At 33.1% G+C, this 12,073-nt stretch carries 11 protein-coding genes; 6 read left to right on the forward strand and 5 right to left on the reverse strand.

What is annotated here, in order from left to right:
- Positions 1-189 precede the first annotated feature (189 nt).
- From J2Y38_RS14955 to J2Y38_RS14970, 4 genes are all read left to right on the forward strand, one after another.
- Positions 190-1,047, forward strand: a complete 858-nt coding sequence (locus tag J2Y38_RS14955) for a LytTR family transcriptional regulator DNA-binding domain-containing protein (protein ID WP_309843981.1) — start codon at positions 190-192, stop codon at positions 1,045-1,047.
- A gap of 177 nt (positions 1,048-1,224) precedes the next feature.
- Complete coding sequence (locus J2Y38_RS14960; RefSeq protein ID WP_309843983.1) at positions 1,225-1,449, forward strand: hypothetical protein; 225 nt, start codon at positions 1,225-1,227, stop codon at positions 1,447-1,449.
- A 140-nt stretch (positions 1,450-1,589) separates the two neighbouring features.
- On the forward strand, positions 1,590-3,602 hold the full coding sequence (locus tag J2Y38_RS14965; RefSeq protein WP_309843984.1) for an ATP-binding protein: 2,013 nt from the start codon (positions 1,590-1,592) through the stop codon (positions 3,600-3,602).
- Complete coding sequence (locus J2Y38_RS14970) at positions 3,592-4,290, forward strand: response regulator (RefSeq protein WP_309843987.1); 699 nt, start codon at positions 3,592-3,594, stop codon at positions 4,288-4,290. Before J2Y38_RS14965 ends, J2Y38_RS14970 begins: the two co-directional genes overlap by 11 nt.
- A 134-nt stretch (positions 4,291-4,424) precedes the next feature.
- Here the strand turns inward: J2Y38_RS14970 and thiL are convergent, their stop codons facing one another.
- Complete coding sequence (gene thiL, locus J2Y38_RS14975; protein ID WP_309843989.1) at positions 4,425-5,471, reverse strand: thiamine-phosphate kinase; 1,047 nt, start codon at positions 5,469-5,471, stop codon at positions 4,425-4,427.
- Between the two features lie 291 nt (positions 5,472-5,762).
- Here thiL and J2Y38_RS14980 point away from each other — a divergent pair, with 291 nt between their 5' ends.
- Positions 5,763-6,242 (forward strand): DinB family protein, encoded by a 480-nt coding sequence (locus J2Y38_RS14980; RefSeq protein WP_071635547.1) that lies wholly within the window; start codon positions 5,763-5,765, stop codon positions 6,240-6,242.
- A gap of 46 nt (positions 6,243-6,288) precedes the next feature.
- On the forward strand, positions 6,289-6,786 hold the full coding sequence (locus tag J2Y38_RS14985) for a DinB family protein (RefSeq protein ID WP_309843993.1): 498 nt from the start codon (positions 6,289-6,291) through the stop codon (positions 6,784-6,786).
- A gap of 38 nt (positions 6,787-6,824) precedes the next feature.
- On the opposite strand, the gene J2Y38_RS14990 is transcribed toward J2Y38_RS14985, so the two are convergent.
- The 4 genes from J2Y38_RS14990 to J2Y38_RS15005 all read right to left on the reverse strand — a co-directional run bounded on the left by J2Y38_RS14990 (position 6,825) and on the right by J2Y38_RS15005 (position 11,642).
- The gene (locus J2Y38_RS14990; RefSeq protein WP_309843995.1) at positions 6,825-7,784 is read right to left on the reverse strand and encodes a YafY family protein; all 960 of its coding nucleotides are present in this window, start codon (positions 7,782-7,784) and stop codon (positions 6,825-6,827) included.
- A 424-nt stretch (positions 7,785-8,208) separates the two neighbouring features.
- Positions 8,209-10,005, reverse strand: coding sequence for a translation elongation factor 4 (gene lepA / locus J2Y38_RS14995; protein ID WP_309843998.1), 1,797 nt, complete (start codon positions 10,003-10,005; stop codon positions 8,209-8,211).
- 164 nt (positions 10,006-10,169) lie between these two features.
- A complete protein-coding gene (locus J2Y38_RS15000) occupies positions 10,170-10,904 on the reverse strand; it encodes an NrtR DNA-binding winged helix domain-containing protein (RefSeq protein ID WP_309844000.1) in 735 nt (244 codons plus the stop codon).
- A gap of 21 nt (positions 10,905-10,925) precedes the next feature.
- The gene (locus tag J2Y38_RS15005; protein ID WP_309844002.1) at positions 10,926-11,642 is read right to left on the reverse strand and encodes an NrtR DNA-binding winged helix domain-containing protein; all 717 of its coding nucleotides are present in this window, start codon (positions 11,640-11,642) and stop codon (positions 10,926-10,928) included.
- Between the last annotated feature and the right edge of the window lie 431 nt (positions 11,643-12,073).

Consider the following 12,073-nt stretch of genomic DNA (forward strand, 5'->3'; position numbering starts at 1 on the left):
TACGTTTCAACGACTATTTTAGCATTTCATCCTTATGTATTAACATAATCGATTAATCTATCAACAATAGAATGTTTGGATAATTGAAATGCTTAAATTTAATTGGGCATTTTCTACGCCTAAAATATTTTTTTTAAAGCGTTCAAAAAACGTTGTCAGGAAGTTATGAAAAATCAATAAAAGTTAAAGTTGAAGAAGTATTCGTATATTATTGTTGATAATGACGCTGAAAGTGTTTTGAAAACCAGAATCGTTGCAGAAGGTTTTTCAGAATTAACTTTTATTGCTTCGGCTACGAATTACCTTCAGGGACTTAATTTGGTTTTAGAACATCGTCCTTCATTTGTGTTTTTAGAAATCGATCCTCAGGATTCTCTAAGTCATTTATCACTTTCATTTATTGGCGAATTATATCGGTATTTATCAATTATTCCAAAAATCATAGTTACCACGACTAAAAAAGATTTGGCTTTTGAAGCAATCCAGTACAACGTTTTTGATTACATCATTAAACCATTAACACATGTAGATTTAGTAAAAACGCTTTTAAAGTTCGAAAAGACCCTTTTAGAGACAAAAGAGGCACGATCTATAGAAACCAGATCTGAGATAAGTACTGCTAATGAAATTCCGGTTTTAAAGGCTGAAAACATTCCTGTAGTAATTCCAGATCAAAACACAAATCAAGAGCTTTATAAGCCACTTGTAATCTGCATTAAATCATACGGTGATCATCGCTATATAAATGCAGATGATATTTGTTATTTTCAAGCCGATAACAATTCAACTGATATCTATTTGAATTCAGGAGATATGGTAACTGCGTTCAAAACATTGAAACATTTTGAACAGGTTTTAAGCTATCCGTTTATTCGAATTCATAACAGTTATATTATTAATCGCAACTACATTGCAAGAATTCATAACGGAAACTCAGTTTGTTATATAAAAAACTCCACAAAGAAGATTCCTTTTTCAAAAACCTACAAAGCAAACGTCGACTTAATTATTGCTGATTTTTCTAAAGGTAATTATCTAGAGATCTAGTAATTAGCTGGTTACATAAATTTGGTGTCCATTGACTATCAATTGGGTACGTTCTACCACGAAGCTATTTTTTCATATAGATTTTTTTTTGTTATGGTGTTAGTTTTACACCCAGATTAGCTCACCAAAGCAATCGAAAACCCCAAATACAAAAAATCAAATTAAACACATCAAGTTATGAAAAAGACAGCTTTAACATTCGGATTATTTTCTTTAGTAGCAGTAGCAACTTCATTTGCAAACCCAAATATTGTTTCAAGTGAAAAATTAAGAATACCACCAATTGACGGAGGAGCAACAGGAGGACAAAAGAAAAGTGATTTTCATGCAGTAAACAAAAATAAACAACTAGATTTTTCGAGTGTTAATCAATCTATCGGAACAGATAAAAAAGTAGACTAACTACATTTTGAATAAGCATTGAGGCTGCCAATTTTTTGGCAGCCTTTTTTTGTGTCTATAGTTTTAGTATTTTTGATAAAAACACAAAATCGCAATTGAAAAAAAATTGTAAAATACTATTACTTCTAGTCCTTGTTTTTATGGCTTGTAACCAGAAAACAGAATTAGATAAAAATACAATTTCTTCAGTAGATAGCCTTTCGACCTATCTTTCATTAGCAAATGAAAATAACCTCCCTTTAAATATTAAACAAAATTATAATCAAAGAGCATTAAACATAATTTTAAGCCAGAAAGATGATTCGCTTAATAAAGTAAATCTGTTTAAAGTTGCCAATCGCTATTACAATATGAGCGATTGGAAAGATTATCTGAAAACGACTAAACTGATTTTAGATCGAACCCAAAAATCTAAAGATTCTCTGCATATGGCGAAAGCCTATACCTATTTAGGAGATTATTATGCTTCACAATCTGTTTCAGACAGTGCTTTTATGCATTATTATAAAGCAGAAAAACTTTATTTAAAATTGAATGATCAGTACAATCTGGCGAAAACATTTTTAAATAAAGCAAGTCTGCAATATAACGAAGGTGATTTTTTTGAAAGCGAAATAGCTGTTTTTAAAGCTTTGAGCAGCTTGAAGAAACAGCAAAAAGCAAATGATCTTTATTACGAAAGCTATAATTTGTTAGGAATATTGTACAATGAAAGAGAAGAATATACAAAAGCATTAGAGTTTCAAAATAAAGCTTTAGAAACCTTAGAAGACAAATCCATACCCTCAATATTTCAATATAAAGCAGCTTCATTAAACAATGTCGGCTTTATATATATGAACATGAGAAATTATAAACAGGCAAAAGTTTTTTTTGAAAGAGGTTTAAAACAAGATAAACTATTTGAAGACAGAGCAAGTTTGTATGCAATTTTGCTTGATAATCTGGGTTATTCCAAATTCAAGCTAAAAGAATCAAATAAATTACCTGATTTGTTTTATGAATCTTTAAAAATCCGGGATAGTCTTGGACTTACATCAGGAGTAGTTTCGAGTAAAATACATTTGTCTGAGTATTTTGCTTTTAAAAAGGACACTTTTAAAGCATTGCAGTTGTCAAAACAAGCCTTAGCATTATCGCGAACAAACAGTAAATTAATAAACACTTTAGAAGCGCTTAAACAAACAGCTATTGTTGATCCTAAAAATGCATCTAAATATTCTAAAGAATATATTCAGCTTAATGATAAAATGCTGAAAGCAGAACGTAAGATGGGAGAAAAATTCTCTCGTATAGAATACGAAACCAATGAAATAAAAGACCAAAACTCGAATTTACAGGAAAAAAATAAAACGCTGGTTTATGTTTTTAGTATTTGTACTTTACTGGGCTTATTCTTTTATGTTTATAAAACACAGCAGGCTAAAAATAGGGAATTACTGTTTAAACAGCAGCAGCAAATTGCAAATGAAGACATTTATAATTTGATGATTTCTCAGCAAAATGAAATTGAATCGACCCGAATAAAAGAAAAGAAAAAAGTAGCCCAGGAACTACACGACGGTGTTTTGGGCCGAATGTTCGGTATTCGCATAAGCTTGGATAGTTTAGATAAAATGGATGAAGAACAAGCCGCTGCAAAACGAAAAAAATATCTGGCAGAACTAAAACATATTGAAGAAGATATTAGGGAAATTTCGCATGACCTAAATAGAGAAAAATCTGAATTAATAAATAACTTTGTTGTAATATTAAAAAAACTATTTGAGAGCCAGAGAAATACCTATCCGTCAAAACTGGTAACATCTTTTGATTCCCATATAAAATGGGAGCTCGTAAACAATATGGTTAAAATTAATTTGTACCGAATTGTTCAGGAAGCACTTCAAAATTGTAATAAATACGCAAAAGCAGACATGATTACGGTGGAGTTTAAAAGCGAAATTGATCATCTGGTTTTGTCAATCATGGATAACGGAATTGGATTTAATACCAAGCGCACCAAAAATGGTATTGGATTGCATAATATTGAATATCGAGCGGCAGAATGTAAAGGCACGGTTGCCATAAAATCTGCTAAAGGAGAAGGAACACTCTTAGTTATAAAAGTTCCAATTGATCAAAAAATAAACCTACAGACAAATGACACTTAATTTCAAAGCCCCAAATTCGGAATTAATTCAACCTAACATTTTAATTGTTGATGATCACCCTTTTATCATCGAAGGATATAAAAATGCAATAACGCGGTATAATCCAAAAGAATATGAATTTATAATTGCACAGGCACACGATTGTAAATCGGCTTATGATATATTAGAAGATGAAAATACCCCGCAGTTTGACATTGCTTTTTTAGATATCAGTATGCCGGCTTATGAAGAAAAAAACCTTTTTTCTGGTGAAGATCTGGCAAAAATAATCCTGAAAAAAATGCCATACTGTAAGATTGTTTTATTGACCATGTACACAGAACTGCTCAAAATCAAAACAATCATAAGAACAATTAACCCAAACGGATTAATTATTAAAAACGATCTGACTTTTGACGAATTGCTTTTTGCATTTGATAAAGTAATGAAAAGCGAGAAATATTACAGTCAGTCTGTCGTAAAAATGCTGAATCAATCGCCGCACAATTCAATAGAAATTGATGAATTTGATAAACAGATTTTATTTCACTTATCAAAAGGAACTGAAATTGAGGAAATGCCGCAATACATTCCGATTTCCTTAACCGAAATCGAGAAACGCAGAATCAGCCTGAAAGAACTACTTAAAATAAAATCAGGTTCTGATGATGATTTAGTAAAAGAAGCAAAAAGTAAAGGACTTTTCTAGGGTTTTAGATTTTAGAGTGCAGATTTTAGATTTAAAGAACCGTACTAAAAAAATATCCTAATGAGTTATAAAAACTCATTAGGATATTTTTTTTTAGTATAAATTTAACTGAGACTAAATACTGTGACTGAAAACTACTCACTCAAAGCGTCCCAGCCACGAGCTTTTAAAGCAATTTTAGTATTGGCACGAGTTACTAAATGAACGCCTTCGCTTTCATCGGCCATGTGCCCAATTATTGAAAAGTTTGGATTTCCTTTAATTTTATCAAAATCTTTAATGTCAATTGTAAAAAGAAGTTCATAATCTTCTCCGCCATTAATAGCAACCGTTGTACTGTCGATATTAAATTCTTCGCAAGTCGAAATAAACTGCGGATCTAACGGTAGTTTATCTTCATATAAATTACAACCCACTTTTGACTGTTTACACAAATGAATAATCTCTGAAGATAATCCATCAGAAATATCAATCATCGAAGTTGGTTTAATTTCAAGAGCATGTAAAAGTGTACGAACGTCTGTTCTGGCTTCTGGTTTTAATTGTCTTTCGACCAAATACGTATAAGGATCTAAATCTGGCTGGCTGTTTGGGTTTACCTGAAAAACCTGTTTTTCACGTTCCAAAACCTGTAATCCCATATAAGCAGCACCAATATCTCCGGTTACAACTAATAAATCAGTTTGTTTTGCACCGTTTCTGTAAACGATTTCATTTTCATCTGCTTCACCAATTGCCGTAATACTAATAATTAATCCTTTTTGAGATGAGGTTGTATCGCCGCCAATAACATCTACTTTATATTCTTTTGCAGCGTGTGTAATCCCTTCAAATAATTCTTCTAATGCTTCTAACGGAAAACGATTAGAAACCGCAACAGAAACCGTAATTTGAGTTGGTTTCGCATTCATCGCGCAAATATCAGACAGATTTACCACCACCGATTTGTAACCTAAGTGTTTCAATGGCATATAAGCCAAATCAAAATGTACGCCTTCGATTAGTAAGTCTGTAGAAATAATGGCTTTTTTAGCTGCAAAATCAAGAACTGCGGCATCATCGCCAATACTTTTTAAAGTAGATTCCTGAGTAACATCAAAATTTCGGGTTAAGTGGTCAATTAAGCCAAACTCGCCTAATTGTGCTAAACTGGTACGCTGCGGATTTTTATCTTCGATCATTTTTTCTGAGTTCCAAAGTTTGTGAGGGGCAAAGGTACAAAGGTTTTTTTTAAAGATGCTATCCCAATAGCTATCGGGACTGAAATTCTAAGATGCTAAGTTTTTTTCCAGCGTATTTATTCGGTACAAATGTATTGTAGAGATGCACTGCAGTGCGTCTCTACAATGCGCCTCTACCGTGTGTTTATGCAGCAGGAAAAAAATATTTTAAAATATTTTTTTCCTGCTGACAAACTGTTGTCACCAGCCCATTTTACTTTTGAAGTATAGAAATTTAAAAACTTAAAAATTATGAAAACTTTAGAAGCACAAGTAATTACATCAGAAGATTTATTAAAACACTGGCAAGGTCACCGTGCCCTTACACGTCGTTTAATTGAATTGTTTCCAGAGAAAGATTTCTTTGAATTTTCGATTGGCGGAATGCGTCCTTTTGCAAAATTAGTTGATGAACTTTTAGCAATTGCGGTTCCAGGTTTGAAAGGAATTGTAACTAAAGAAACCGCACCATTTTCAGAAGGAGCAGAAAAATTGATTTTTAAAGCGCAGTATCTTGAAAAATGGGACGAAGCGACAGCAGAAATCAATAAATATTGGGAACAATTGTCTATTGAAGATTTCAGCGAAACCTTTAATCTTTTTGGACAATATGAGTTTCCTGTTATTCAAAACATCTTGTATTTTATTGATAATGAAGTTCACCACCGTGGGCAGGCTTATGTATATTTAAGAGCTTTAAATATCGAACCACCATTTTTTTGGGAAAGATAATCTGATAAAATTGTAACTTTATTGAGTAAATCTAAAATTAATGGCTATGAGTTTAAAAAAGATAATGACCAATTATGCAGATTATAATTTATGGGTAAACCAGCAATTTGTGAATTGGCTTTCGCCGAAGTCTGATGAATTATTGTATACAGAAGTACCTTCAAGTTTTTCAACTATTGTAAAAACACTAGATCATATTTGGTCTACCGAAGAATATTGGTTTTCTATTATTGCTGAAACCGATATGTCAGCAAAGAAACCGGAAACCGAATTGTCTAAAGAAGAAATCTTTGCAGGCTTATTAAATTCATCGACAAAATTGAAACATCTTATCAATTCATTATCAGAAGAAGATTTATCAAAAGAAGTTAAAATCATTAATCCGTGGTTTGAATGCGAACTGCCAATTGCTGATTATTTGATTCAGGTTATTAATCATGGAACCTATCACAGGGGCCAGATTGTAACAATGGGACGAAACATTGGAATTACAGATGCCTCAAATACAGATTATAATTTTTATAATGTTGTAAAGCAGAAATAAAATAAAAAACTCCCGAAGATAATCTCTCGGGAGTTTTTTTATAAAAGTCTTTGTCTGTTGATTTCCAGTAATTCTAAAGTTCGCGTTTTTAAAATTTGCGGTTCCAGAATTTCAGCATGATCTCCAAACATTAAAAACCAGCGCGGAAAACCACTGTCGATATCTCGGCACATAAATGTCATTTCTATTTTCCCATCGATTTCTTTTTCAGAAATAAAACCATGATATTTTTTCTCGGTTGATAAATATCTTGCAATTTTCTTTTCAATTAAAATGCGGACTTTTGTCGTTGGGCAAGTTTCGGTTTTATTTAAATAAGTTTCTAAAGCATCATGTTCGATTGTAAAATCGCAGTCTGTTTTTCGAATACCCTGAATTCTGTCTGTTCTAAACTGACGATAATCTTGTCGTAAATGGCAATATCCTAAAAAATACCAATTGTTATTATCGTGAAAAACGCCCACAGGCTCTATGTTTCTTTGCGTAGTTGCATCTGTTTCATACGTTTTGTACGAAAGTAAAATTTGTTTCTTTTCGGCAATACCTTCAAAAAGAAGCGCTAAAGTATTGGGTGAATTATCATTAAACATGGGTTCAGCTGTCTGCATAACAACACGGGATTCTATATTCGAAACCCAATCTTTATCCGTACTTCGCAAAACCGATTTCAGTTTATACATCGCCGATGCATAATGACTTCCTAAAGATGGATCAGTAAATTTCTGCATTAATTTCTCTGCTGCAATAAAACTACTTACTTCTTCGCGCGTGAACATTACAGGCGGAAGTCGGTAACCTTCCATCAATGCATATCCAACTCCGGCTTCGCTGTAAATAGGAACGCCCGAAGCTTCCAGTGTTCGAATATCTCGATAAATAGTTCTCAGACTACAATCAAAACGATCTGCCAATTCCTGTGCTTTTACAATTTTTTTAGATTGTAATTGGATCAGGATGGCAACAATTCGGTCAAATCGTTTTGGGCTTTCGTCGAGCATTTTTTTTTCTTTTGGAGGTTCAGAGGTTTTTTGAAAAGTTACAAAGTTCAAAGATACAAAGGTTCAGAGTTTAAAGAAACAAAAAATCTGTCCCAAATTAGGACAGATTCATAGGTTAAATTATCCACAATTTGCATCTGTAGAGACGCACAGCAGTGCGTCTACGTCTCGTAAATCCATATTTTATTCCGTTTGGTTTTTGCTGTTGTCGACATACTTTGCGTAGACGCACTGCTGTGCGTCTCTACCCAATCTGTGTGGAGAAATTGGATGTTTTAGAAATATATTTTCACAAAGTATATATGTAGAGACAGTGCGTCTACGTCATCAAAATCCACAACGATAAAAAACAAAAAACCCGATAACATTAAGTCATCGGGTTTTATCTATATTCTATTCTCTTTATTCTTTCTTCTAAAAAAAACTAATCGTTAAGTTTCAAAACAGCCATAAACGCCTCTTGTGGAATTTCAACATTTCCTACCTGACGCATACGTTTTTTACCTTTTTTCTGTTTTTCCAGCAATTTACGCTTACGCGAAATATCTCCACCGTAACATTTTGCGGTAACGTCTTTACGAAGTGCTTTAATCGTTTCACGAGCAATAATTTTAGCACCAATTGCAGCCTGAATCGGAATATCGAATTGCTGTCTTGGGATTAACTCGCGTAATTTCTCGGTCATTTTTTTACCGATGTTGTATGCGTTATCTTCGTGAATCAATGCAGAAAGCGCATCAACCGTTTGAGCATTTAAAAGAACGTCAAGTTTAACTAATTTCGAAGTTCTCATTCCAATAGGAGAATAATCAAAAGAAGCATAACCTTTAGAAACTGTTTTTAAACGATCGTAAAAATCGAATACAATTTCTGCCAAAGGCATATCAAAATTCAACTCAACTCTTTCAGTCGTTAAATACGTTTGGTTGGTAATTAAACCACGTTTTTCGATACATAAACTCATTACGTTTCCAACAAAGTCAGATTTAGTAATAATAGTAGCTTTAATATAAGGTTCTTCAACTCTGTCCAGTTTTGAAGGTTCTGGCAAATCTGAAGGATTATTTACAACTAATGCCGTTTCCGGATGTTTTTTGGTATAAGCCAAATACGAAACGTTAGGAACTGTAGTAATTACAGTCATGTCGAACTCACGCTCTAAACGTTCCTGAATAATTTCCATGTGAAGCATTCCTAAGAATCCGCAACGGAAACCAAATCCTAATGCTGCAGAACTTTCAGGAGCAAAAACTAACGAAGCATCATTCAATTGTAATTTCTCCATTGAAGAACGCAAATCTTCATAATCTTCTGTATCAACAGGATAAATTCCGGCAAATACCATTGGTTTTACGTCCTCAAAACCAGTAATCATATTTGTAGTCGGAACTTTTGCATCCGTAATTGTATCACCAACTTTTACTTCGCGCGCTTCTTTAATTCCAGAAATCAAATAACCAACATCTCCGGCAGAAACTACACTTTTAGGAACCTGATTTAACTTTAAAGTTCCAATTTCATCAGCAAAATATTCATTGTCCGTAGCCATGAATTTAATTTTCTGACCTTTTTTAATTTCACCATTTACAACTCTAAAGATTACTTCGATTCCACGAAACGGATTATAAACCGAGTCAAAAATCAAAGCCTGTAATGGTTCTTCAGGATTTCCTTTTGGAGCTGGGATTTTTTCGATAATTGCTGCCAAAATATTTTCAACACCAAAACCGGTTTTTCCGGAAGCGTGAATAATATCTTCTAATTTACATCCTAATAAATCAATAATATCGTCGCTTACTTCTTCTGGATTAGCACTTGGTAAATCAACTTTATTTAAAACCGGAATAATTTCCAAATCATTCTCTAAAGCCAAATACAAGTTAGAAATAGTCTGCGCCTGAATACTTTGTGCCGCGTCAACAATCAAAAGCGCACCTTCGCAGGCAGCAATCGATCTTGAAACTTCGTATGAAAAGTCAACGTGCCCCGGAGTATCGATTAAGTTTAAGATATATTCTTCACCTTTATAAGTATATTCCATTTGTATGGCGTGACTTTTAATGGTAATACCGCGCTCGCGCTCCAAGTCCATGTTGTCAAGCAATTGTGCTTTTTCCTCACGAGCTGTAACAGTTTGAGTAGCGCCCAATAATCGGTCTGCCAATGTACTTTTACCGTGGTCAATGTGTGCAATAATGCAAAAGTTACGTATCTTCTTCATTTTAATATATCAGTTCTCTAATCGATTTTTAGTATTTTTTTGGATGCAAATTGCGCTATAACAATTGTTTCATAGCATCTTATTAAGGGGCAAAGATAGCGCAAAGTTTTGGATTCTGGAATGATGTGCGATGGATAGTTAAATCGTAGAATTCAATTTTTTAATTAAAACTCAAAATTGAATCCTTTTTCAGTCAGTTTCTTGTAGATTTCGGCATCAAATTTATATAGTTTTGCAGCTCTGTGCGATACATCCTGCTGTTTTTCATCGAGTGCCAAAAGCAATTTCATATGAAGAATTTTTCGACGGAAATTAGACTTATCCAATTCAATTCCCAGGATTTCTTCATAAAGATGCATTAATTGTAATAAAGTAAATTTTTCAGGTAAAAGATTAAAACCAATTGGCGCCTGACGAACGCGGTTTCTAAGCTGTAGTAAGCTGAAATTTAAAATCTCATTATGGTCAAAAATTAAATTAGGAACCTCATTTATTTTGCACCACTTTGCTTCACGAACCGCTATACTTGCTCTAACATTATAATCTTCCTGATTTACAAGGGTGTAATATCCAATAGTTACAATGCGGCGATCGTGAACACGACCCGGGTTTGTAAAAGCTTTTAACTGCTCCAGATATATATTATCCAGACTTGTAAGTTCATACAAAATTCGCTGTGCAGCATCATCGGCACTTTCTTCCCTTTTCAGCCAGCCTCCTAATACGCCCCAGCTTCCTTCACTTTCTCCGCCGGCATGCTGAACCAATAGTACTTCTAGGCTTTCTTTTTTAAAACCAAAAATGACACAGTCAATTGAAATTCCGTCAATTGCCGTCGCATTATTTAAAGCAGATGTGCTTTCGGTTTTAGAAGTTTTTGTAGAAGATACTCTTGTCATTTTAGCCTTTATGCTTGTTTTTTAAAATTCAAAATTGAAACCTTTTTCAGTCAGTTTTTTGTAAATCTCCGGATCGAACTTATATAATTTTGCCGCTCTGTGTGAAACATCTTGTTGTTTTTCATCTAAAGCAACCAATAATTTCATGTGCAGAATTTTTCGGCGGAAATTAGATTTATCCATTTCAATTCCCAAAATTTCTTCATAAAGATGCATCAATTGTAGTAAAGTAAATTTTTCCGGCAAAAGATTAAATCCAATAGGCGCCTGACGAACGCGGTTGCGAAGATTTTGTATGCTATAAGATAAAATTTCGTTGTGATCGTAAATCAAATCAGGAATGCTGTTGATCTTATACCATTTAGCATCAGAAGCTGTAAAACCGGCTTTAATATTATAATCTTCTCTTTTTACAAGCGCATAATAACCAATCGTGATAACACGTCGAAGTGGGAAACGATCCGGATCTCCAAAAGCCTTTAACTGCTCCAGATAAATATTATCCAAACCAGTAAGTTCGTTTAATAAACGATGTGCGGCATCATCTGTACTTTCTTTTTTATAAATCCATCCGCCGGGTAAACCCCATTTTCCTTTACTGATACCTTCTGCGTGCTGGACTAAAAGTACTTCCAGACTTCCTTCATCAAAACCAAAAACAACGCAGTCAATTGTGATTGCATTCATTGCATTTTGTTCGCTTTTTGCAACAGAGTCGGCATCTACTTTTTTATCCATATGCGAAATAAATTTTGACAAATTAAACAAATAAAATGCATAACTGTCTTTTTTGATTACTTAATATTTTTTTAACAGATCAAAAAATTGATAATCAGTTGATTGAAATTACAATGAAAAATCAAATTACAAATAAAAATCTTTTAAACGATTGATTGTCAAAACGCTATAGCGTTATTTTTTTGATATTTTTTATTTCGTTTTAATCTTTAATCTTATCGGATTGACAAAAATGAATCCCCATAAATCAGAATAGAAAAAAAATAACCTTAATATTTTGCTAAAATAGAAAAAAAGTTTTACACTTGTAGTCAAATTTACCATAAGATATTTTCAAAATGACTATAAGTTTAAAAAATCAATTTTTAAAATAGTCTTATCAGGTAAATTATAGAGAAAAGAAACTTACACTTTGATCACAATAAACGTAA

This window comes from Flavobacterium sp. 2755 (assembly GCF_031455715.1).
Taxonomy (GTDB): domain Bacteria; phylum Bacteroidota; class Bacteroidia; order Flavobacteriales; family Flavobacteriaceae; genus Flavobacterium.